The sequence below is a fragment of the Streptosporangium subroseum genome, assembly GCF_900188345.1.
In the GTDB taxonomy this organism is placed as follows: Bacteria; Actinomycetota; Actinomycetes; order Streptosporangiales; family Streptosporangiaceae; genus Streptosporangium; species Streptosporangium subroseum.
In genome coordinates, this window is sequence record NZ_FZOD01000005.1 from 44,816 (window position 1) to 67,512 (window position 22,697).

General features: G+C 68.8%; 22 protein-coding genes. 16 read left to right on the forward strand and 6 right to left on the reverse strand.

The features are described from left to right. The first annotated feature begins 52 nt into the window (after nt 1-52). On the forward strand, nt 53-2,035 hold the full coding sequence (locus tag CHC08_RS06830; RefSeq protein ID WP_089206326.1) for a S9 family peptidase: 1,983 nt from the start codon (nt 53-55) through the stop codon (nt 2,033-2,035). A gap of 58 nt (nt 2,036-2,093) precedes the next feature. Next, nucleotides 2,094-2,888, forward strand: a complete 795-nt coding sequence (locus tag CHC08_RS06835; RefSeq protein WP_089206327.1) for an inositol monophosphatase family protein — start codon at nt 2,094-2,096, stop codon at nt 2,886-2,888. 68 nt (nt 2,889-2,956) lie between these two features. On the opposite strand, the gene CHC08_RS49350 is transcribed toward CHC08_RS06835, so the two are convergent. Next, nucleotides 2,957-3,121, reverse strand: a complete 165-nt coding sequence (locus tag CHC08_RS49350) for a hypothetical protein (RefSeq protein ID WP_179281925.1) — start codon at nt 3,119-3,121, stop codon at nt 2,957-2,959. A gap of 217 nt (nt 3,122-3,338) precedes the next feature. Here CHC08_RS49350 and CHC08_RS06840 point away from each other — a divergent pair, with 217 nt between their 5' ends. The 5 genes from CHC08_RS06840 to CHC08_RS06860 all read left to right on the forward strand — a co-directional run bounded on the left by CHC08_RS06840 (nt 3,339) and on the right by CHC08_RS06860 (nt 8,259). Next, the gene (locus CHC08_RS06840) at nt 3,339-3,992 is read left to right on the forward strand and encodes a response regulator transcription factor (RefSeq protein ID WP_089206328.1); all 654 of its coding nucleotides are present in this window, start codon (nt 3,339-3,341) and stop codon (nt 3,990-3,992) included. Next, nucleotides 3,989-5,371, forward strand: a complete 1,383-nt coding sequence (locus CHC08_RS06845) for a sensor histidine kinase (RefSeq protein WP_245878174.1) — start codon at nt 3,989-3,991, stop codon at nt 5,369-5,371. Before CHC08_RS06840 ends, CHC08_RS06845 begins: the two co-directional genes overlap by 4 nt. A gap of 273 nt (nt 5,372-5,644) precedes the next feature. Beyond that, nucleotides 5,645-5,944 (forward strand): DUF4193 domain-containing protein, encoded by a 300-nt coding sequence (locus CHC08_RS06850; protein WP_089206330.1) that lies wholly within the window; start codon nt 5,645-5,647, stop codon nt 5,942-5,944. 81 nt (nt 5,945-6,025) lie between these two features. Next, nucleotides 6,026-6,832 (forward strand): hypothetical protein, encoded by an 807-nt coding sequence (locus tag CHC08_RS06855; protein ID WP_089206331.1) that lies wholly within the window; start codon nt 6,026-6,028, stop codon nt 6,830-6,832. Nucleotides 6,833-6,951: 119 nt separating this feature from the next. Further along, nucleotides 6,952-8,259: an alpha,alpha-trehalose-phosphate synthase (UDP-forming) gene (locus tag CHC08_RS06860; RefSeq protein WP_476718281.1), complete on the forward strand. Its 1,308-nt coding sequence runs from the start codon at nt 6,952-6,954 to the stop codon at nt 8,257-8,259. Between the two features lie 39 nt (nt 8,260-8,298). Here the strand turns inward: CHC08_RS06860 and CHC08_RS06865 are convergent, their stop codons facing one another. Continuing rightward, nucleotides 8,299-8,595 carry a DUF4235 domain-containing protein gene (locus CHC08_RS06865; RefSeq protein ID WP_089206333.1) on the reverse strand — a complete coding sequence of 99 codons (297 nt, stop codon included), beginning with the start codon at nt 8,593-8,595 and terminating at the stop codon, nt 8,299-8,301. 80 nt (nt 8,596-8,675) lie between these two features. Here CHC08_RS06865 and valS point away from each other — a divergent pair, with 80 nt between their 5' ends. From valS to CHC08_RS06900, 7 genes are all read left to right on the forward strand, one after another. Beyond that, nucleotides 8,676-11,216: a valine--tRNA ligase gene (gene valS / locus CHC08_RS06870; protein ID WP_089206334.1), complete on the forward strand. Its 2,541-nt coding sequence runs from the start codon at nt 8,676-8,678 to the stop codon at nt 11,214-11,216. A 405-nt stretch (nt 11,217-11,621) separates the two neighbouring features. Next, entirely contained in the window at nt 11,622-12,821 is a 1,200-nt protein-coding gene (locus CHC08_RS06875) for an AI-2E family transporter (RefSeq protein ID WP_089206335.1), read from the forward strand. 144 nt (nt 12,822-12,965) lie between these two features. Continuing rightward, on the forward strand, nt 12,966-13,139 hold the full coding sequence (locus CHC08_RS06880; RefSeq protein WP_179281926.1) for a hypothetical protein: 174 nt from the start codon (nt 12,966-12,968) through the stop codon (nt 13,137-13,139). Further along, a complete protein-coding gene (gene dut / locus CHC08_RS06885) occupies nt 13,136-13,579 on the forward strand; it encodes a dUTP diphosphatase (protein WP_089206336.1) in 444 nt (147 codons plus the stop codon). Before CHC08_RS06880 ends, dut begins: the two co-directional genes overlap by 4 nt. A gap of 139 nt (nt 13,580-13,718) precedes the next feature. Further along, on the forward strand, nt 13,719-14,414 hold the full coding sequence (locus tag CHC08_RS06890) for a DUF3710 domain-containing protein (protein WP_089206337.1): 696 nt from the start codon (nt 13,719-13,721) through the stop codon (nt 14,412-14,414). Between the two features lie 48 nt (nt 14,415-14,462). After that, on the forward strand, nt 14,463-14,855 hold the full coding sequence (locus CHC08_RS06895) for an OB-fold nucleic acid binding domain-containing protein (protein ID WP_089206338.1): 393 nt from the start codon (nt 14,463-14,465) through the stop codon (nt 14,853-14,855). 21 nt (nt 14,856-14,876) lie between these two features. Beyond that, on the forward strand, nt 14,877-15,551 hold the full coding sequence (locus CHC08_RS06900; RefSeq protein ID WP_420823559.1) for a DUF3159 domain-containing protein: 675 nt from the start codon (nt 14,877-14,879) through the stop codon (nt 15,549-15,551). Between the two features lie 87 nt (nt 15,552-15,638). Here the strand turns inward: CHC08_RS06900 and CHC08_RS06905 are convergent, their stop codons facing one another. Together CHC08_RS06905 and CHC08_RS06910 are read right to left on the reverse strand one after the other, a co-directional pair. Continuing rightward, nucleotides 15,639-16,310, reverse strand: a complete 672-nt coding sequence (locus CHC08_RS06905; RefSeq protein WP_089206339.1) for a potassium channel family protein — start codon at nt 16,308-16,310, stop codon at nt 15,639-15,641. Beyond that, entirely contained in the window at nt 16,310-16,975 is a 666-nt protein-coding gene (locus CHC08_RS06910; protein WP_089206340.1) for a potassium channel family protein, read from the reverse strand. Before CHC08_RS06910 ends, CHC08_RS06905 begins: the two co-directional genes overlap by 1 nt. 115 nt (nt 16,976-17,090) lie before the next feature. On the opposite strand from CHC08_RS06910, the gene CHC08_RS06915 reads away from it, so the two are divergent. Together CHC08_RS06915 and CHC08_RS06920 are read left to right on the forward strand one after the other, a co-directional pair. Beyond that, nucleotides 17,091-19,133: an APC family permease gene (locus CHC08_RS06915; RefSeq protein WP_089206341.1), complete on the forward strand. Its 2,043-nt coding sequence runs from the start codon at nt 17,091-17,093 to the stop codon at nt 19,131-19,133. Between the two features lie 74 nt (nt 19,134-19,207). Next, entirely contained in the window at nt 19,208-20,509 is a 1,302-nt protein-coding gene (locus tag CHC08_RS06920; protein ID WP_245878175.1) for a class I SAM-dependent RNA methyltransferase, read from the forward strand. A gap of 31 nt (nt 20,510-20,540) precedes the next feature. On the opposite strand, the gene CHC08_RS06925 is transcribed toward CHC08_RS06920, so the two are convergent. After that, nucleotides 20,541-21,347, reverse strand: coding sequence for a Clp protease N-terminal domain-containing protein (locus tag CHC08_RS06925; protein ID WP_089206342.1), 807 nt, complete (start codon nt 21,345-21,347; stop codon nt 20,541-20,543). Nucleotides 21,348-21,603: 256 nt separating this feature from the next. Continuing rightward, nucleotides 21,604-22,677, reverse strand: coding sequence for a glycoside hydrolase family 18 protein (locus CHC08_RS06930; protein ID WP_143653129.1), 1,074 nt, complete (start codon nt 22,675-22,677; stop codon nt 21,604-21,606). Nucleotides 22,678-22,697 lie beyond the last annotated feature (20 nt).

Here is a 22,697-nt window from a genome sequence, read left to right on the forward strand (position 1 = left end):
GATACATCTCCGCGACGATCGCGGGGGTAGGCGCGGGGGTAGGTTCGAAACCGTGACCCCATTCAACGACATCCGTGATTATGTCGGCGTGCCGCGGGTGGCATCCCTGCGGCTCTCCCCCGATGGAACCCGTCTGGTCGCCGTAGTGCAGGCGCTCAATCCCGATGGCAAGTCCTACGGGACGTCCTTATGGGAGATCCCCCTTGACGAGCGCAGGCCGTACCGGCTGACCAGGTCCCTCAAGGGCGAGGCCGGGGCCGAGTTCACCGAGGGCGGCGACCTGCTGTTCGGCTCGCGCAGGCCCGACCCGACGGTCAAGGATCCGAACGAGGAGGTTCCGGCGCTCTGGCTGCTGCCCGCGGCGGGCGGCGAGGCCCGGCAGGTCGCGTCGAGGCCCGGTGGCGTCACCGGGTTCGCGACCGGCGGGCAGACCGTGGTCTTCGGCTCCGACGTGCTCCCGGGCGACGAGGCGGGGGAGGCCGAGCGGCGCACGACCCGCAAGGACGCCGGGATCAGCGCCATCCTGCACGAGAGCTACCCGGTGCGCTACTGGGACCACGACCTCGGCCCGGGGGAGCCCCGGCTGTTCGCCGGAACCATCGGGGACGACGACCGCCTGACCGAGATCAGGGACCTCACCCCGCAGCCGGGCAAGGCGCTGACGAACGCCTCCTACGACGTGACCCCCGACGGCTCCACCGTCGTGACCACGTGGGCCGTGCCCCTTCCGCACGGCGAGATCCGGTTCGACCTGGTGGCGATCGAGACGTCCAACGGCGGAGCCCGCCGGACCCTGGCGACCCAGGACGGCCACGACTTCGAAGGCCCGATCAGGGTCTCTCCCGACGGGCGCCTGGTGACGTGCTCCCGGGGCAACCACGCCGACACCACGCGGATCCCCGAGAACACCCTGTGGATCGTCGACCTGGCCACCGGTGAGGGACACGCCGCCGGCGGCGAGCTGTGGCCGGCCGACGTCGCCTGGGCGCCCGACGGGCGGTCCCTGTACGTGATCGCCGACGAGCAGGGCCGCCGCCCGATCTTCCAGGTGCCGGCCGACGGCTCCGCGCCGGTACGGCTCACCTCCGGCGACGCCGCGTACTCGTCCCTGAACGTCGCGCCCGACGGCGCCGTCTACGCGCTGCGCAGCGCCGTGAACGTGCCTTCCGCGCCCGTCAGGGTCGCCGCCGACGGCACGGTGGAGGAGCTGGCCTCGCCGGCCCCGAGCCTGGAGCTGCCCGGCACGCTGACCGAGGTCACCACGACCGCCGACGACGGTACGACGATCAGGGCCTGGCTGGTGCTGCCCGAGGGCGCCTCGGCGGAGAACCCCGCGCCCTTCCTGCTCTGGATCCACGGTGGTCCGCTGTCCAGCTGGAACGACTGGTCCTGGCGCTGGAACCCGTGGATCATGGCCCAGAACGGCTATGCCGTGCTGCTGCCCGACCCGTGCCTGTCCACCGGCTACGGATCCGAGATGATCCGGCGCGGCTGGGCGAACTGGGGCCCCCGCACCCACGCCGACCTGATGTCGATCACCGACGCCGCCCTGGAGCTGCCGGAGATCGACGCCACCCGGACCGCCGCGATGGGCGGCTCGTTCGGCGGCTACATGGCCAACTGGATCGCCGGGCACACCGACAGGTTCAAGGCGATCGTCACCCACGCCTCGCTCTGGAACCTGGACCAGTTCGCCGGCACGACCGACGCGTCCATGTACTGGCAGCGGGAGTTCGGCATACCGGGGACCGAGCTGTACGAGAAGCTCTCCCCGCACCTGTCGCTGGCGGAGATCTCCACCCCGATGCTGGTCATCCACGGCGACAAGGACTACCGGGTGCCCATCGGCGAGGGCCTGCGGCTCTGGTGGGACCTGCAGCGTTCGGGCGTGGAGTCGAAGTTCCTGTACTTCCCCGACGAGAACCACTGGGTGCTCAAGCCGGGCAACGCCGTGGTCTGGTACGAGACCGTCCTCGCCTTCCTGGCTCAGCACGTCCTCGGCCGGGAGTGGAAGCGGCCGGAGTCGCTCTCATGAACCCGATGTCCGCGCAGGATGAGCGGTTGGTACGGCGAGCGGGGAACGGGGAGCCGTCGTGGACAGCGGGGTGACCTTCGGCCGGCTGGCCGAGGAGATCGCGCGGGAGGCCGGGGAGATGCTCCTGGCCAAACGCCCGGCCCGGCCCGAGGTGCTGGTCACCAAGTCCAGTCCCACCGACGTCGTGACCGCGCTCGACCAGGCGTCGGAGGAGCTGATCCGCGCCAGGATCAAGGCGGCCAGGCCCGATGACGCGATCCTCGGCGAGGAGGGCGGCTCGACCGGCGGCGGCAGGGTCCGCTGGATCGTGGACCCGATCGACGGGACGGTCAACTTCCTGTACGGCGTGCCGGAGTGGGCGGTCAGCATCGCGGTCGAGGTCGACGGCGAGGTGATCGCGGGTGTGGTCAACGTCGTGCCTCGCGGCGAGATCTTCACCGCGGTCAAGGGCGAGGGCGCGTGGCTGGCGGGGGAGCGGTTGCGCTGCAACACCGGCGTGCCGCTGGACCGGGCCCTGATCGCCACCGGGTTCGGCTACGAGAGCAGGCGGCGCGCGGTGCAGGCGGAGGTGCTCGCCCACGTGCTGCCGCGCGTGCGCGACATCCGCCGGGGCGGCTCGGCGGCCTCGGACCTGTGTTCGGTGGCGGCCGGCCGGGTGGACGGCTACTACGAACGCGGTCCGCAGTACTGGGACTACGGGGCCGGTGGCCTCATCGCCGCCGAGGCCGGAGCCAGGGTCGGCGGGCTGAACGGCAAGCCGTGCAATCCGGGGCTCACGCTCTGCGCGGCACCGGGACTGTTCGAGGAGTTGCACGACCTGCTGGCGCCGCTGGACCCCGAACGCGACGGCTGAGGCGTGTGAGGACGTCCACGGCATGAAAGAAGCCCCCCAACGATCGGCCGGGGGGCTTCTTTCACGCCTCAGCGCTGGATGAGAACGCCGTTGTCTGTGGCCAGACGGCGGAGATCCTCGATTTCGGCGGTGAAGGTGTCGGCGAGATAGTCATCGCCGGTGGTCCGGGCCTCCTGCAGGTTCTTGTAGGCCTGGTCGAGGCGGTGCTCGATCGTCGTCGTGAACTCGCCCATCTCACCTTCTTTCTCACGGGGGACGGAAGGTTCGCCGGTAGGGGACTGGAACCCGGCTGTTACCCAACAAGTTACACGGGCTAAACATGTGTGTTTTTCACGTCACGCGCAGTGCTTACCGTAGAGGTGGGCTTACCGTCGGCTTACAGGGGATGTGGCGACAATGGAGAGCCGTTCCAGCCGCTGTTGACAGATTTCACGGGAGGTGCCAAAAGCCGTGCGAGTGCTTGTGGTTGAAGATGAGCGGGTGCTTGCGGATGCGATCGCGACCGGGCTCCGGCGTGAGGCCATGGCCGTGGACGTCGCCTACGACGGCGCCGGCGCGCTGGAGCGGACCGGTTACATCGACTATGACGTGATCGTCTTGGACAGGGACCTTCCCAAGGTCCACGGGGACGAGGTCTGCCGCCGCCTGGTGGCCGATCGGACCGCGTCCCGGATCCTGATGCTGACCGCGTCGGGTGACGTCGACGACAAGGTGGAGGGGCTGGGGCTGGGCGCCGACGACTATCTGGCCAAGCCCTTCGTGTTCATCGAGCTCGTCGCGCGGGTGCGGGCGCTCGGGCGCCGTTCCGCCCCGGCGCTGCCGCCGGTGCTGGAACGGGCCGGGGTCCGCCTGGACCCGGGCAAGCGGCTGGTCTCCAGGAACGGCGAGGAGATCGCGCTCACCAAGAAGGAGTTCGCGGTCCTGGAGGAGCTGATGCGCGCGGAGGGCGCGGTGGTCAGCCAGGAGGACCTGCTGGACAAGGCGTGGGACGAGAACATCGACCCCTTCACCAACGTGGTGCGTGTCACCATGATGACCTTGAGGAAGAAACTGGGCGATCCTCAGGTGATCGAGACGGTGCCCGGGGTCGGATACAAGCTGTGAGCACGCCGCAGGGCGGGGGAGAGCGGCCTTCGAACACGCCACTCGGGTCCCTGCCGACCCACCCGATGATCAGCCCGCACTCCGAGCGGGAGGCCTGGAGGAGCGAGCAGTCGGCCTCCGGCGGCCCGGTGCAGGGGGGCAACCGGCCCCCGCCGCCGAACGGCCCACCGGCGTGGGACGGCCCACCTCCGGTGGGTGCCGTCCCCGTACGGCAAACGGTGCTGGACCGAGCGCGAATGATCATTGACCGCCTGAGCATCCGATGGCGACTGACCATCACCTACGGGGTGCTGTTCTTCATGGCCGGGGCGCTGCTCATGCTCGTGATCTACCTGATGGTGGGCTGGGCGCTCAATGCGGCATGGCCCGCATTCCCGCTCGACCTGGACGGGCTGATATCTCCCGACGCCGTGCGCAAGATCCAAGGGCAGTGGTACTGGCAACAGCAAGACGCGGTGTCCGGGGCGCAGAAGCTGCTGCTCACCCGCTCGCTGCTGGCCCTGCTGGGCGTCGGCATCCTGGCGATCATCATCGGCTACATCGTCGCCGACCGGGCGCTCAAGCCGATCCAGCAGATGACCGCCACGGCCCGCAAGCTGTCGGGTTCCACGCTCGCCCATGAGCGGATCGACCTCAAGGGACCCGACGACGAGCTCAAGGAACTGGCCGACACCTTCGACGCCATGCTGACCAGACTCAATGTGGCATTCGACACACAACGAAGATTCGTGGCCAACGCCTCACACGAGCTCCGCACCCCGTTGACGATCAACCGGACGGTCCTGGAGATCGCCCTGGGCGACCCGGAGGCGTCGGGTGACCTGAAGGCGCTGGGCCGTACGCTCCTGGAGGTCAACGCCCGCAACGAGCGCCTCATCGAGGGCCTGCTGCTGCTGGCCCGCAGCGAGCGCGAGCTCAGCGTGCGCAAGCCGGTGGACATGAAGGACGTGGCGGAGACCGCCATCGACCAGCTCTCCTCGCGCGCGGAGGAGGCGGGGGTCATGGTGACCACCGAGCTCCAAAGTGCCGAAACCATAGGCGATCCGGTGCTTCTCGAGCGTTGCGTGGCCAACCTCGTGGAGAACGGTATAAAGCATAATCTTCCTGAATCCGGACGTCTGTGGGTCCGTGCGGGAATGGTGGAGGGTGCCCTCGTTGTTCAGGTGGCGAACACGGGGCTACACGTTCCCGCATATGAGGTGAACAGCCTGTTTGAGCCGTTTCGGCGACTCAATGCAGATCGGGTCGACTCGGCCAAGGGGGCGGGTCTCGGGCTGTCCATCGTCCGTGCGGTCGTGCGGGCTCACGGGGGCAACGTGACCGCCATACCCAGGGATGGAGGAGGTCTTGTGATCACCGTGAGACTTCAGTCACGTTGATCCGGCGGGGGGCGTCTCGTTCACGCCGTACATGTGGTTGGATGTGCCGTCGAACACGGTGGTGCATGCCGCCAATGCTGTGGTTTACGCCATATTTGGCTAACCGTGCCCATTGGCAGTGAGTCCCTCACGTGTAGGGAGGTTCAGTGACCATTCCGGCGGGGTACCGAAGCAGGAATCTCTTTGGCGGATTGGGCACAAGTTGTGCCTCTCGAACGTTACACACGCGCGAGTTAAGCGCAGACAGATAGATGAGGGGGATGGAGCAAACTGATGGCTACCGATTACGACAGCCCACGCAAGACTGACGATGATCTTAGCGAGGACAGTCTTCAGGAACTGCAGGCGCGCCGGACCGACAAGTCCTCGGGCAGCATTGACATCGACGAGACGGATCTCGCCGAGTCGCTTGAACTGCCGGGCGCGGACTTGTCCAACGAAGAGCTTTCGCTCCGGGTGATCCCTCGTCAGGCCGACGAGTTCACCTGCGCGCGTTGCTTCCTCGTGCACCACCGCAGTCAGCTTGCCGTCGAAAGAAACGGTCAGCAGATCTGCCGGGAGTGCGCGGCCTGACGATGTTCCGATGGCCTGTCCGATGTGTGTCCGCCCCTGGACGGGTAGGGCCCCAGGACAGCCTTGAGGAGGTTCCGCGACATGACGTCAGAGAACAAACAGACCGGCGCCGAGCCGGCCGACTCCGCGGCCGAGGAGTCGGTCGGCGCGTCGGAGCAGGAAGTAGCCGAGATCGTCGGCAGGCTCGCCGAGCCTGACGACCTGGATGGCGCCGAGCGGCGACAGTTGCTCGGCCGCCTGACGAAGTCGCTGGCCGTGGGGGCGAAGAACGCCAAGGCCTCCGGTGTGGGCCGGAGTCGTTGGCTGACCGACGTGTTCATGGCCGTGGCCCCTCGCATCCCGATCCGTGATCTGCAAACCCTTTCCGAGCACCACAAGGGCCTCACCTCCGAGGCGCTGGCCGACGACCTCGTGAGCACCGCCACCAAGGCCACCATGACGGTCGGCGCCATCGGCGGAGCCGTCGCGGCGGTCCAGTTCGCCGCCCCGCCGCTCCTGCTCTCCGCCCCCGCGCAGCTCGTGGCCGAGACCCTCGTGGTCGCCGCGATCGAGGTCAAGCTCATCGCCGAGCTTCACGAGGTGTACGGCGTCCAGGTGCCCGGCAGCGGCTCCCAGCGGGCCGTGGCCTTCGCGACGGCCTGGTCCAAACAGCGTGGCGTGGATCCCATGTCCCCCGCCTCTGTCACCATCGCGCTGGGCGCCGCGACCAAGACCGCCATGCGCAACCGGTTGATGCGCACTCTCGGGCGGCATATGACCACATTGGGCCCCTTCCTCACGGGAGCCGTGGCCGGTGGGTTTCTCAATCGTTCCGCCACAAGAAAACTCTCCGAGGCCGTCCGGGCCGATCTCAGGGTTCATCGAGCTCTTCCACCCGGAAAGTCATAAAAAGGCCTGAATTGGGTAGTTAGAGCAGTTAAGACGACTACCTGGAGGAATTTGTGCAGGGCCGCAGTTCATTTTTGATCGTCGCCAACCGCCTTCCCGTTGATCGGGTCGGTGAGGATATGTGGCGGCGCAGTCCTGGCGGCCTTGTCACGGCGATCGCCCCCGTCCTACAGGGGCGAGCGGGCGCCTGGATCGGCTGGCACGGCGCTCCCGGCGAGCAACTCGAGCCCTTCGAGCACGACGGCATGCAGCTCATCCCCGTGCCCCTGTCGGAGTCGGAGGTGGAGCTCTACTACGAGGGCTTCTCCAACGCCACGCTCTGGCCCCTGTACCACGACGTGGTCGCCCCGCCCACGTACTCACGGGTCACGTGGGAGGCCTACCGCACGGTCAACGAGCGCTTCGCCCGTGCCGCCGCCGCGGAGGCCGCGGAGAACGCGGTCGTGTGGATCCAGGACTACCAGCTCCAGCTGGTCCCGGCCATGCTGCGCAAGCTCCGCCCCGACCTGCGCATCGGTTTCTTCCTTCACATCCCCTTCCCGCCGGGCGAGCTGTTCTACCAGCTCCCGTGGCGCCGGGAGATCCTGGAGGGCCTGCTCGGCGCGGACCTGGTGGGGTTCCAGCGCCCCGGCGGGGCGTCCAACTTCATCCGGCTCTGCCGCCGCCTGCTCGGTCTCCAGCACCACAAGCACGAGATCGAGGTGGAAGGCCGCATCGTGCGGGCCAGGGCCTTCCCCATCTCGGTCGACTTCGGCGAGCTGGACTCCCTGGTCCGCGAGCCGCACATCATCGAGCGGGCGAAAGAGATCCGCGCGGAGCTGGGCGACCCCGAGTGCATGCTGCTCGGCGTGGACCGGCTCGACTACACCAAGGGCATCGGCCAGCGCCTGAAGGCGTTCGGAGAACTGCTCACGGAGGGTTCGATCAAGCCGGGTGAGGCGGCGTTCGTGCAGATCGCGACGCCCAGCCGGGAGCGGGTCGAGGAATACATGCGCCTGCGCGACTCGATCGAGCTCCAGGTCGGCCGGATCAACGGTGAGCAGGGAGAGTTCGGACAGCAGCCGGTGCAGTACATGCACCAGTCGTACGGCCGCGACGAACTGGCCTCGCTCTATCTCGCGGCGGACGTGATGGTGGTGACGCCGCTGCGCGACGGCATGAACCTGGTCGCCAAGGAGTACATCGCCTGCCGCAACGACCTGCGCGGCGCGCTGGTGCTCAGCGAGTTCGCCGGGGCGGCCGACGAGCTGCGCCAGGCGTTCATGGTCAACCCCTATGACGTGGACGGTCTCAAGAGGGCGATGCTCGCCGCGATGCGGGCCACGCCGCACGATCTGTCCCGCCGGATGCGCTCACTGCGCCGCCGGGTGGCGACCTACGACGTGGACCGCTGGGCGAAGGAGTTTCTCGACGCCCTCGAGTCCTGACCTCCACGGCACGGCGTGCCCCCAGGGGCACGCCCGCCGTCAGGAGACGACATCCTTCGCCGAGTCCTTCAGACCCTTCCACGCGTCGTAGCGCCTCCTGGCGGTGCGGGCGACCACGATCTGCGCCACCTGCATGCCCACTCCCATCACCACGGCGTAACCGATCGCCTCGCCGAGGCTGATCTCCAGCGACTCGCTGTCGGCCGGCGGTTTTTTGCCCGTCGTCTTCTCCCAGGCGAATCCAATGACCTTCTTGGCGCCCCAAGCCGTCGCGATCCCTATCAGACCACCGATGGCTCTCCACGCCATGTCTTGCTTCTCGGTCTTGCCGGCCATGGGTTCCTCCTCTTTGCGGTCTGCATGAGAACACTAGTCGCCTCGGACGGGACTCCCGGGAAGCCATACCATAGGGAGGCATGACGAAGCAGCGACCGCGCCCTGCGCCCATGCCCGAGAAACCGACTCTCGACGGCCTGGAAGCCGTATGGGTAGCCCGCTGGGAGGCCGAGGGCACCTACCGCTTCGACAGGTCGCGCACGCGAGACGAGATCTACTCGATCGACACCCCGCCGCCGACGGTCTCCGGTTCCCTCCACGTCGGCCACGTCTTCTCCTATACCCACACCGACACGATCGCCCGCTTCCAGCGCATGCGAGGCCGTGAGATCTTCTACCCCATGGGCTGGGACGACAACGGCCTGCCCACCGAGCGCCGGGTGCAGAACCACTTCGGCGTGCGCTGCGACCCCTCCATCGCCTATGACCCCTCGTTCGAGCCGCCGGCCACGCCCGATGCCAGACGGCAGGTGCCGATCTCGCGGAGAAACTTCATCGAGCTGTGCGAGCGGCTCACGGTCGAGGACGAGAAGGCGTTCGAGGAGCTCTGGCGCCGCCTGGGCCTGTCGGTGGACTGGTCGCTGACCTACGCCACCATCGGCGACGCCGCGAGGGCCGCCTCCCAGCGCGCGTTCCTGCGCAACCTGGCCCGCGGCGAGGCCTACGTGTCGGAGGCGCCCACGCTCTGGGACGTCACCTTCCGCACGGCCGTCGCCCAGGCGGAGCTGGAGGACAGGGAGTGGCCGGGCGCCTTCCACCGGGTCGGCTTCACGCTGTCGCAGGAGCAGCGGGCCAGGGGGTTCGGCGACCGGGTCTGGATCGAGACGACCCGCCCCGAGCTGATGCCCGCCTGCGTGGCGCTGGTCGCCCACCCCGACGACGAGCGCTACCGGCCGTTGTTCGGCACCACGGTCAAGACGCCCCTCTTCGGCGTCGAGGTGCCGGTGCTGGCCCATCACCTGGCCGAGCCCGACAAGGGCTCGGGCATCGCGATGATCTGCACCTTCGGCGACGTCACCGACGTCATCTGGTGGCGCGAGCTCAACCTGCCCACCCGGGCCGTCATCGGCTGGGACGGCAGGCTGCTCCCCGAGGCCCCCGCCGGCGTCCCGGCGGAGCCGTACGCCGAGCTGGCGGGCAAGACGGTGCACGGCGCCCGGGAGCGGATCGTGGAGCTGCTGCGCGGCTCCGGTGACCTGGAAGGCGAGCCGCGGCCGGTGAAGCGCGCGGTGAAGTTCTACGAGAACGGGGACCGGCCGCTGGAGATCGTCTCAACCCGCCAGTGGCACATCCGCAACGGAGGACGCGACCGCGCCCTGCGGGACGCCCTGCTGAGCAGGGGGGAGGAGATCTCCTGGCACCCGCCCCACATGAAGGTCCGCTACGACAACTGGGTCGAGGGCCTGGCGGGTGACTGGCTGATCTCCCGGCAGCGGTTCTTCGGCGTGCCGATCCCGGTCTGGTATCCGCTGGACGACGGGGGCGAGCCCGGATACTCCTCGCCGATCCTGCCGGAGGAGTCCACGCTGCCCATGGACCCCTCCAGCGACGTGCCGCCCGGTTACACCGAGGACCAGCGAGGCAAGCCGGGAGGCTTCGCCGCCGACCCGGACGTCATGGACACCTGGGCGACCTCGTCCCTGTCCCCGCAGATCGTGGGCGGCTGGGAGCGGGACAACGACCTGTTCGAGCGGGTCTATCCGATGGATCTGCGTCCCCAGGGTCAGGACATCATCCGCACCTGGCTGTTCGCGACCGTCGCCCGCTCCCACCTGGAGCACGGCGTGCTGCCCTGGAAGCACACCGCGATCTCCGGGTGGATCCTCGACCCGGACCGCAAGAAGATGTCCAAGTCCAAGGGCAACGCCATAACGCCGATGGGCCTGCTGCAGGAGTACGGCTCGGACGCGGTCCGCTACTGGGCCGTCAGCGGGCGCCTGGGCACCGACGCGACCTTCGACACCGGCCAGATCAAGATCGGCCGCCGTCTGGCGATCAAGATCCTGAACGCCTCCAGGTTCGTCCTGAACCTGGGCGAGGACGGCGGCGAGGTCACCGAGCCGATCGACCTGTCGATGCTGGCCCGGCTCTCGGAGGTGGTCGGTGAGGCCACCGAGGCGTTCGAGGCCTACGACCACACCCGGGCGCTGGAGCGGATCGAGCGGTTCTTCTGGGAGTTCTGCGACGACTACCTGGAGCTGGTCAAGACCAGGGCCTACGACGACACGGACGGACCCGCGCGCTCGGCCCACGCGGCACTGCGGGAGGCGCTCGGCGTCATGCTCCGGTTGCTCGCCCCGTTCCTGCCGTTCGTCACCGAGGAGGTCTGGTCCTGGTGGCACGAGGGCCCGGTGCATCGGGAGGCCTGGCCCACGCCGTCGGCGCGCGGCGGCGACCCGGAGCTGCTCCCGGTGGTGGCCGCGGTCCTCGGCCGTGTCCGCAAGGCCAAGTCGGACGCCAGGCTCTCGATGCGGGCCGAGGTCGCCCGGCTGACCGTCACCGGCGCGCAGGTCGATCTCGTACGGCAGGCACAGGACGATCTGTGCGGTGCGGGCGTCATCGAGGAGTTCGTGCTCCGGCCGGGCGAGGGCGAGCTGCTGGTGGAGGTCACCCTCGCCTGACGGGGAGTCGCCGGGTCCGCCCGATCGGCGGACCCGGCGACTGGTAGCCGCACCCGCTTCCGTGCGGTTCGCTCCTCGCCCGGGCGGCTCCCGGGGCCGTACGGTTCTCCCCTTCCGGGCACGCGAATCTGTCCTCCGGGAAGGCGGGTCCCGTCGTACGGTCGAGGTACCACAGGTGAGGGAGGACCAGACCATGATCCCAGGGTGCGGTAACTGCAGCTGCTACCTCGAGGACCGGGTGATTTCCCGGCCGCCGCAGGAGCGCTGATCTGCGCCGACCTGGCGCGGTGATCCGAACTGTACGGGGAGAGGCCCGGTCACGTGACCGGGCCTTTCTTCTGTGCCCGACCGTGTCCGGGCGATAACCATGCGCATTCCCCGCCGTGGCATGACAGTCTGGAAGACGTGATCTCCGATCGGGAACGTCTGACGCGGCTGGTACCGCGCACGCTGCTCCGCCTGGCGATGTGGAGCCTGTGCCTGATCATCATTGGCTGGGCCGTCTTCTACTTTGCGCAATTCATCGCGACCCTGCGCATCGTGGTCCTGCCGGTGGCCATCGCGTTGCTGCTCAGCGCGCTGCTGTTCCCAATCACCCGGCGTCTCAAAAGCAGGGGCATGAAGCCCATCTACGCCACGTGGATCACCATGCTGATCGCGTTCACGGTGCTGGGCGGCACCGGCTGGATCATCGGCGTGCGGGCCAACGAGGAGTTCCCCGGGCTGGTCGACCAGGTGAGGGTCACCTCCAAGACCGTTGAGCAGTGGCTCTACACCGGGCCGCTGCACCTGCAGCCGAGCCAGATCACCTCGTGGGTCGACGAGATCGCCAAGCAGATCACCACGCAGCGCAACCAGATCACCCAGACGGTGCTCACCGGTGCCACGGTGGCGCTGGAGGTGCTGACCGCGCTGGTGCTGCTGCTCTTCGTCACCTTCTTCTTCCTCAAGGACGGCGAGCAGATCTGGTCGTGGTTCTTGAAGGGCTTCGGCTCGGCCGCGCCTCGCGTGGACAGGGCCGGACGGGCCGCCTGGGTGACGCTCTCGCACTACGTGCAGGGCACGGTGGCGGTGGCGGCCGTACACGGCGTTGTCATGGGCATCGTGCTCGCCGCGATGGGTGTGCCCCTCTGGGCGCCGCTCGCTGTGCTGATCTTCATGGCCAGCTTCATCCCCATCGTCGGCATCATCATCGCCGGCAGCGTCGCCACGCTGGTCACGCTCGGCGCCAAGGGCCCGATCTACGCCCTGATCTTCCTCGGCATCCTGCTGGTGGAGCAGCAGTTGGAGAACCACGTGCTCCAGCCGCTGATCGTCGGCCGGGCCGTGCGGTTCCACCCGCTGGCGATCATCCTGGTGCTGGCCGTGGGCGGCATCCTGGCGGGTATCGCCGGAGCGGTGGTGGCGGTGCCGGTCGCGGCCGTGTTCTACCGGGCCCTGCCCGAGCTCAGGAGCGACCCGCCGATCGCCCTGCCCCCCGTCCCGGCGTCGCCTCCGCCACCACCGCTGCCACCGCCCGCCGAATCCACGGAGTCCGGCGAGTCCGGTGAACCCGGCGAGCCCGGTGGGCGGATGAATGCGGGATCCTCGCAGCCCAAGGGGTAATCTTCTGCTTCTTGACGTCCTCCCCGCCCTGAACATCCGGTGGCGGCCTCTCCGTCAGGAGTGACCCGCCAGAGGGCACATGCGGGCGCACCCGGTTCCGTCTCGGTTGGTACGATCCTGCATCCGAGTGCCCGGTGCACCGGCATGTCCGGCCGGAGGGCGTACCTTGAGGCTGAGGGCCGAACCGGTTTCCCGGACGGCCCGGTCGCCGTGCGGGCCGTCGCGCTCTTCGTCGAGGTGGGCATCGAGCACTTCGCCGGACGCGGTGACGCCACAATCATCGTTGACGAGCACCACGAGTACGAGGGGAACCCGTGACCGACACCGTCGAGGTGCTGATCCATCGGATCGACGCCGAGCTGCCGCTGCCGTCCTACGCCCATCCCGGCGACGCCGGCGCGGATCTCCACGCCGCCGAGGACGTCGAACTGCTCCCCGGGGAGCGGGTAACGGTGGGCACCGGTGTGGCGATCGCCCTGCCCGACGGGTACGCGGCGTTCGTTCACCCGCGTTCGGGTCTGGCCACCAAGCACGGTGTGACCCTCGTGAACGCCCCCGGCACGGTGGACGCCGGCTACCGGGGCGAGATCAGAGTGACGCTGCTCAACACCGACATCAAGGACGCGGTACGGCTGCGCCGGGGGGATCGCATCGCACAGCTTGTGATCCAGAAGGTGGAGAGGGCCGTGTTCTACGAGGTGGACCGGTTGCCCGGATCGGCGCGAGGCGCCGGCGGGTTCGGGTCCACCGGCCGTTGACAGGAAGCAAGCCCGGCGAGGTGGGCGATGTGGCGGATGAGGGTCCGCGGCCGGAACGGCCCTCCGGCCCGGAGATCGGCCGCGGGGCACGCACGACGAGTGGTGAGCGACCAGTGAAATTTCAAGGAGCGTGAGGAAAGTGTTCGGACGTCGCCGTCGCGAGGAGTCCCCGGCCGAGGCCGTGGAGGCTGAGCAGACCGAGCAGGTCGAGCAGGTCGAACGGGCCTCGGTCCGTGAGTCGGGTCCGTGGGATTCGGAGGAGTCGCACTCCGAGCGAGAGCGGGTCGACCTCGGTGGCATGCGCCTGCCGGTCGACCCGGGTTTCGAGGTGCAGCTCAACCTGGCCGGCGATCAGATCGTCGGCGCGGTCGTCATGTTCAACGAGAGCGCCCTCCAGGTGCACGCGTTCGCGGCGCCGAAGCGGAGCGGCATCTGGGACGAGGTCCGGGGCGAGCTCGCCGAGGGCGTGAAGAGCGCCGGAGGCACGGCGGAGGAGAGAGAGGGACCGTTCGGCATCGAGCTGTCCGCCCAGGTCCCCGCCGACGGGGGAGCCCCCCAGCCGGTCCGCTACCTCGGTGTCGACGGTCCGCGCTGGTTCCTCCGCGCGGTGATCAGCGGGCGTGCCGCGGTGGACGCGGAGGTCGCCGCGACGCTGGAAGGTGTCATCCGCGACATCGTCGTGGTCCGCGGTGACGAGCCGATGGCGCCCAAGGAGGCGATCGAGCTCAGGCTTCCGCCGGAGGCCAGGAACGCGATGGAGCAGCAGGAGACCGGCGGAGACGTGCCCGATCTCAGCCCTTTCGAGCGTGGCCCGGAGATCGCTGAGATTCGCTGACGTAGGGGATCGCGTACGCTGATTCAACTCGTATGTGAAGGAGCGGTCGTGGGTTCTCAGGAACCGCATAAACAAGGCGGATTTCGAGGCTTTTTCCGGCGGCTGGCGACCAGCCAGGCCGAGCTGGAGGCCAACGAACTCCAGCAGGACCTTGATCGTCATGGTGCCACGCCCATCGTCTCGTGTGGCGGGCGTCGCCGGTTCTGCGTCACCGGGACACTCCGGACCGTGACCCTGCGGCCTCGCGGGGGTGCGCCGGCCCTCGAGGCGGAGCTCTACGACGGCTCGGACGTGATCGATCTGATCTGGCTGGGCCGTAGGAAAATCGCCGGAATCGAGCCAGGACGGCTGGTGCTGGCCGAAGGGCTCGTCAGCATGCAGGATGGGCGCAAGGTGATGTTCAATCCCCGATACGAGCTCCGTCCGGCTGGCGGTGCGTGAGCGATCGACGATCACGGAGCGGTGAGCGAGAAGATGACCACCTCCCACGAGGCCACCGCGCACGACACGGTAGAGGCCGTGATCCGCGGTCAGCTCGTCAAGGCCTTCGGCGGAGTGCGTGGCACCATTGAGGCCGCCGTGCCCACCATCGCCTTCACCGGCATGTGGATCGGCACCTCGGACCTGAAGTTGTCCCTGATCGTCAGCATCGCGGCCGCGGTGGTGCTGCTGGCGGTGCGGTTGCTGCAGCGTTCGACGCCGCAGTTTGTGCTCAACAGCCTGGTCGGCATCGGCGTCGGCGCGTTCTTCGCCTCCCGCACCGGCGCCGCGCAAGACGTCTTCCTGCCGGGAATCCTCTACAACGCGGGCTACTCCGTGGTCATGCTGCTCTCGATCGTCACCCGGTGGCCGGTGGTGGGCTTCCTGATCGGATCCGTCACCGGTGACCCGACGGCCTGGCGCAGCGATCCGGCCGTGGTGAAACTGTGTGTCAAGCTCACCTGGCTGCTCATGATCCCGTGCGTGGTCCGGGTGGCCGTGCAGCTCCCCGTCTACCTGATCGGCAGGGACGAGGCGGTCGCCGAGCTGGGCATCCTCAAGATCGTGATGGGCTGGCCGCTCCAGATCGCGGGTCTCGCCGCGATGGTGTGGCTCCTGACCCGGGGCAGGACCCCGGTCAAGGCCGCCGTCTCCTGAAAGATGAGGGTCCGGTACGGCATCGCCGTACCGGACCCTCATCTTTCAGTGCGGCCGTTGTGTCTGTGGGTCCGCCGTGCCGGGCCGCTAGTGCGGCGTCCGGTGGGGGGACAGAAGCTCGGCCAGCTCCTCCTCGACCTCCTGGCTGGCGACGAACATCAGCTCGTCCCCGGCCTCCAGGGGGTCGTCGGCGGTGGGCACCAGCACCCGGCCCTCGCGGAGGATCGCGACCAGAGCGGTGTCGTTCGGCCACGGGACCGAGCCCGCACGCTGCCCGACGACCGGCGCGTCCTCCGGCAGGGTGAGCTCGACCAGGTTGGCCTGGCCCTGGCGGAAGGTCATCAGGCGGACCAGATCACCGACGCTCACCGCCTCCTCGACCAGCGCGCTCAGCAGGCGCGGGGTCGAGACGGCCACGTCGACGCCCCACGACTCGTTGAACAGCCACTCGTTCTTGGGGTGGTTGATCCTGGCGACCACTCGCGGCACGCCGTACTCGGTCTTGGCCAGCAGCGAGACGACGAGGTTGACCTTGTCGTCACCGCTGGCGGCGACGACCACGTGGCAGTCGGCCAGGCCGGCCTCGTCCAGCGAGGAGATCTCGCAGGCGTCGGCGAGCAGCCACTCCGCCCGCGGCACGGTGTCGATCTTGATGGCCTTGGGGTCGATGTCGATGAGCAGGACCTCGTGGCCGTTCTCCAGGAGCTCGGCCGCGATCGATCGCCCGACCGCCCCGGCACCCGCGATGGTGATGCGCATCAGTGGTCCTCCTCCGGGGCCCCGGACAGCACCTTGTTGATGCGATCCATGTCACTTTCGACCGCCATGACGTGCAGGACGTCACCCTCCTGCACCACGGAGTCGTGCTTGGGAAGCAGGGTCTCGCCCATCCGGTTGATGAACGCCAGACGGGTGCCTGCGGCCTGCTCCAGGTCCTTGACCGTGGTGCCGACCCACCCGGGGTGGTAGGCCACCTCGGCCAGCACCACGGCCCCGGTGGGGTCGCGCCACAGCGGCTCGGCGCCCTCGGGAAGGACACGGCGCAGGATCTGGTCGGCGGTCCAGCGGACGGTGGCCACGGTGGGGATGCCCAGCCGCTGGTAGACCTCGGCGCGCCGGGAGTCGTAGATTCTGGCCACCACGTTGTCCACGCCGAACGTCTCGCGGGCGACCCGGGCGGAGATGATGTTCGAGTTGTCGCCGCTGCTCACCGCCACGTAGGCGCCCGCGGACTCGATGCCCGCCTCTTCCAGGACGTCCCTGTCGAAACCGATCCCGGTCACCCGGCGGCCCCTGAAACCGGCCCGCAGACGGCGAAACGCCTGTGGATCGCGGTCAATGATCGCAACCGAGTGGCCGCTGTCCTCAAGGATGTGCGCCAGGGTCGAACCCACTCGGCCACACCCCATGATCACGATATGCATGCTCCCCCGCCGGTCGGGTTGAGGCGGATCTTGGTCTGATGTATTTAGTCAGTATGGCCCGCTCTGGGAGTGCCGTGTCAGCGGGGTTAAGTGATGGGGACTAGCATCTGCAGACGTGTCGAAGGTGACGGACCTTGTCAAACGCCTTTTCATTGGGCAGGCGCTGCGCAGTACGCAGTTGCACGAGCAACTACTCCCCAAACGGATTGCACTGCCGGTTTTCGCGAGTGATGCCCTTTCCTCGGTGGCCTATGCCCCGCAGGAGATCCTCGTCATCCTTTCGCTGGCAGGAATTTCGTTCTACAACTTCAGCCCCTGGGTCGCGGCCGCCGTTGTCGTGGTGATGCTCACCGTCGTGGCGTCCTACCGGCAGAACGTGCACGCCTACCCCAGCGGCGGGGGCGACTACGAGGTGGCCACCGTCAACCTGGGCCAGAACGCCGGGCTGACCGTCGCCAGCGCGCTCATGGTCGACTACATCCTCACCGTCGCGGTGTCGGTGGCCAACGGCGTCGACTACGTGGGTGCCACGATTCCCTACGTCGCCGAGCACAAGCCGCTGGTCGCGATCGTCATCGTCATCCTGCTGACGGTGGTGAACCTGCGCGGCATCCGGGAGTCCGGCGCGGCCTTCGCGGTCCCCACCTACGCCTTCATGGCCGCCGTCATCGGCCTGATCCTCTGGGGTGCCTTCCGGCTGCTCGTCCTGGGCCAGGAGCTGCACGCGCCCACCTCCGGCTACCAGATCGTCGCCGAACAGAGCAACCTCACCGCCTTCGCGGCGTCCTTCCTCATCCTGCGCGCCTTCTCCTCCGGCTGCGCGGCGCTCACCGGCGTCGAGGCGATCAGCAACGGCGTGCCGGCCTTCCGCAAGCCCAAGAGCAAGAACGCCGCGACCACGCTGCTGATGATGGGCCTGGTCGCGGTCACGATGTTCGTTGGCATCATCGCGCTCGCCCTGGCGTCCGGCGTCAAGGTCGCCGACCCCGCCACCGCCGCCCGTGACGTGATCATCAACGGCATGCCCGCCGGTCCCGGCTACTACCAGCAGCCGATCATCGCCCAGATCGCCGACGCCGTCTTCGGCAGCGGCTCGGTCTTCTTCTTCGTCATCGCCGCGGTCACCGCGCTGATCCTCTTCCTCGCCGCGAACACCGCCTTCAACGGCTTCCCCGTGCTCGGCTCGATTCTGGCCCAGGACCGCTTCCTGCCCCGGCAGCTGCACACCCGGGGCGACCGGCTGGCCTTCTCCAACGGCATCATCATCCTGGCCGCCGGAGCCTGCCTGCTGCTGTGGGGCTTCAACGCCGATGTCAGCCGCCTGCTCAACCTCTACATCGTCGGCGTCTTCGTGTCGTTCACGCTGAGCCAGATCGGCATGGTCCGGCACTGGACCCGGCTCCTGAGGACCGAGGGCGACTCGAAGGTCCGGCACCAGATGCACCGCTCGCGGACCATCAACTTCTTCGGTGGTGTCATGACCGCGGTGGTGCTGGTGGTCGTGCTGGTGACCAAGTTCACCCACGGGGCGTGGATCGTCTGCGTGGCCATGCCCGTGCTGTTCCTGATGATGAAGGGCATCCACCGCCACTACGAGAACGTGGCCGCCGAACTCGCCGTCGCCGAGGACCTGCAGGTGGACGAGTCGATGCTGCCCGCGCGCAACCACGCCATCGTCCTGGTCTCCAAGATTCACAAGCCGACCCTGCGCGCCCTCGCCTACGCCCGCGCCACCCGGCCGTCCAAGCTGGAGGCGATCACCGTGGGCGTGGAGGGCGAGGACGCCAAGGCGCTTCGTGAGGAGTGGGAGCGGCGAGGGATCCCGGTGCCGCTCAAGATGCTCGACTCGCCCTACCGCGAGATCACCCGGCCGGTCCTGGAATACGTCAAGTCGCTGCGCCGCCGATCGCCCCGCGACGTGGTCAGCGTCTACATTCCCGAGTACGTCGTCGGCCACTGGTGGGAGCACCTCCTGCACAACCAGAGCGCGCTGCGCCTGAAGGGCCGTCTGCTCTTCCAGCCCGGCGTGATGGTCATCAGCGTGCCCTGGCAGCTCCACTCCTCCGACCGTCTCAAGGGCCGCCCCGAGCCCTTCGCCCCCGGCGCCGTCCGCCGCCCCTGGCAGGAGGTGGCCCAGGACGGGGACGCCAAGGCATAACCTTTACATGCACTACCTTCATATGCACTCCTGACCGCATGGAGGCTTGACTGACGAACCTTGGGGGCGTGGCCATGGCTATAGAGCTGACGGTAGGACCGGTTGCACACGGTGGCTGGTGCGTCGCTCGCCATGACGGCCGGGTGGTTTTTGTACGGCACGCGCTTCCCGGCGAGCGCGTCATGGCCGAGATCACGGAAGAGACCACCCGCTTCCTGCGAGCCGACGCCGTCGAGATTCTCGAACCCTCCGCCGACCGGGTGGTCCCGCCGTGCCCGTTCGCGGGACCGGGCCGCTGTGGCGGCTGTGACTGGCAGCACGCCTCCCTCGACGCCCAGCGCCGGTTGAAGGCCGACGTGGTCGCCGAGCAGCTCAAGCGCCTGGCGGGCATCGACTGGAAGGGAACCGTCGAGGAGGTCCCCGGTGCCCCCGACGGCCTCGGCTGGCGTACCCGGGTCCAGTTCGCCGTCAACCGTGACGGGGTCCCGGGCCTGCGCCGGCACCGCTCCCACGACATCGAGCCGATCGACGCCTGTCTGATCGCCCACGCCGAGGTGGAGAACGTCGGCGCCGAGGTCATGAACTGGCGCCACGCCTCCTCCGTCGAGGTCATCGCCTCCTCGGGCGGGGACCAGGCCGTCGTGGTCGCCCCCAAGCCCCGCCGTACGGTGGCCGTGCCCGATCTCGACACGAGCGTGGCCGTCTTCGTCGACGAGGGCAAGGGCCGCACCCGCGTCGTCCACGGCCGCAACCACCTCACCGAGCGCGTCGGCGAGCGCGACTTCCAGGTGACCGGCAGCGGTTTCTGGCAGGTCCACCCCGGCTCTGCCGCCACGTTGCTCGGCACGGTCCTGGAGTTCGCCGACCCGAAGCCGGGGGAGTGGGCCCTCGACCTCTACTGCGGAGTCGGCCTGTTCGCCGCGGGCCTGGCGGAGGCGGTCGGCCCCGAGGGCGCCGTGTTCGGCGTCGAGTCCGAGTCCGTCTCCGTCCGCGACGCCGAACGCAACCTCCGCGACCTCCCTCAGGCCCGCTTCGCGCGGGGCCGGGTCGAGAACGCCCTCGACCACTTCGACATCGAGCGCGCCGACCTGGTCGTCGTCGACCCGCCCCGCGCGGGTCTCGGCCGCGAGGTCGTCAACCGTCTCGTCACCCTTCAGGCCGGCCGGATCGTCTACGTCTCCTGCGACCCGGCCACCCTCGCCCGCGACCTCGCCTGGTTCGGCGAGCAGGGCTACCGCCTCGCCGACCTGCGGGCCTTCGACGGATTCCCGATGACCCACCATGTGGAGTGCGTGGCGCTGCTGATCAATGATCCGGACGGCGTCCCGACCGGCGAGCGCGCGACGGATGACGTTTCGCAGGCCGGAGAGGACTAGCCCTGCATTTCGCGCGTGACCCCGATCGGTCTTATGCCTCCTCCGCGAGGCTCAGATGCTCCTCCAGCCGCTCGAGCCTCCGCAGGATGGGCCGCAGTTCTTCGCGGAGAGCTGCGGAGAGGGCACTCGCCGCGTCGGCGGGGGCCGGTGACGGCGTGGAGGCTGTGGAGGCCGTGGAGGCCTGGGTCTGGGCCCGCAGGTGCACGTAGCCCGCCAGGGCGGCTGAGACCGCGCGGCGGGTCAGCCGCGGCTCGGCGCCCAGTCCCCGGAGGATGTGACCCGCCGCCCCGTCGGGTTCGGCGACCAGACCGAGGAGCAGGTGCTCGCAGCCGATGTAGTTGTGGCCGAGGGCGGTCGCGTCGGTGACGGTCATCTCCAGAGCCGCGGCCGCGGACGCGCTGAAGGTGAGCTCGGCGTCGTCGCCCGTGGCGGAGACCGCGGAGGAGCCGGACGTCCCGGGGGTCTCGAGGCTCAGGCGGTCCAGTTGGCGCCGGACCTCCTCGCGCTCGATCTCCAGAACGCCCAGGACCTGGAGGGCCAGGTTGCCGCCCTCGGCCAGCAGGCCGCCCAGCAGATGCTCGGTGCCGATCTCGGCCGCCCCCAGGGCCCGTGCCTGCTCCACCGACAGCTTGATCACCGTACGGGCCCGGGCGGTGAAGTGCGGGAAACGTGCGGTCAGGTCGTCGATGTCGGAGGCGTTCAGCGCCGTCTCACGGATGGCGGTGACCCGCCGTACGGCCTGCTCCAGGGCTCGCTGGCAGACGGCCGAGACCGGCACCCCCGCCTTCTTCACCGCCTCGGCCAGCTCGTCGGGCAGATAGACATTGATCTTCGGCATGTTGTCTCCCCTATGGGGTTACTGAAGGGTTATAACCCATTCATAACCCCTGAGGGGGGTGGCTGTCCAGTGCGTTGCTTGATGTGACGCGCCTTTTCTCATAGGAGAGGAACCGGTCCGGTGCCTGGGTTGTGGATTTCGTCATCTCGTGGAGGGGTGACAGAAAAAACGAGACGGCCGCTCGTATCGCCGGAGGCATAGACAAGATCATCGAAAGCGCCGGCCGCTGTCGTGGGCGATCTTCGGGGCAGGGGCGTCAGCGTGTCGCGCTCGTGAGGAACCGGGCGACGTTCGGGGTGGGGGCGGCGCCCCTGACGGAGAGCCAGGCCAGCTTGTTGCGGCCGGCGAAGGCGATGAGCCTGTGGGCGTTGGCCGGGGTGAGGTCGTGGGAGCTGCTCAGGACGGGGGTGAGCGCGATCCTGCGCCAGGCGACGGGTTCGCCAAGAGATTCCGCGATCTGGGGTTGCGCGGCGCGGACGGCCGAGGCGACGGGGCGCAGGCGGTCTTGGGCGAGCCCGGATTCGGGGCCGACGGCGGCCAGGAGGTTCACGGCGGTGATCTCGGCGCCGGCCTCGCGGGTGGATCGGAGCATGGCCTGATCACTCGGGGCCAGGCCCGTTCCCGTGACCGGGAGGGTGAAGCTCACGGTGAGGGGACGGCCCTTGGCCGCGGCCTCGCGTTGCAGGGTCGCGATCGCCCTGGCGCGGCGCAGCACGGTCGCGGCGCTGGCCGGGTCCTGGACCTCGAAGTCGATGTAGGTGGCGTCGAAGGTGTCGATCGCCTGCCGGTAGGCGGCGACGAGGCGGTCGAGGTCGGTGCAGGCGGCGGCCAGTTCGCGGCCTACGGGGCCGCCGAAGGCGAGACCGGCATCGCCGCCGACCGCGCGCAGACGGCCCAGGCGATCGGCGACGAGCTCGCCGTCCTGCGTGCCACCCCACATGGGGACGCATTCCTTACGGCCGGTGGTGAGGTGGCCGAGGGTGAACCAGCGGACGTGGTCCTTCCCCGCTACCTCGGGCAGGGTGAAGAGCGGATCCTGAACCGTGTTCACGAACGTCACGAAGCCCGACGGCCGGTCGGTGGGGGAGACGGGGGCCGGCGCGGGTTTCTGCCCGACGGAGGATCTGGTGGCCAGTCCGGAAGCCGTCACCCCGGCCCGCGCGGCCAGGCCGGGCACGCTCTGGTCGCCGCCCGCCTTGGTGGGCAGAAGCCAGATCGCGACGCCGGTTGCCAGGGCGAGCGCCGCCGAGGCCAGCACGACGAGAGAGCGGGGCGGTGTGCCCGGCTCGCGGGCCTGGCGAGCGGCGGGACGACCCGTCACCACCGGCACGTGCTCCACCTTCTCGACGA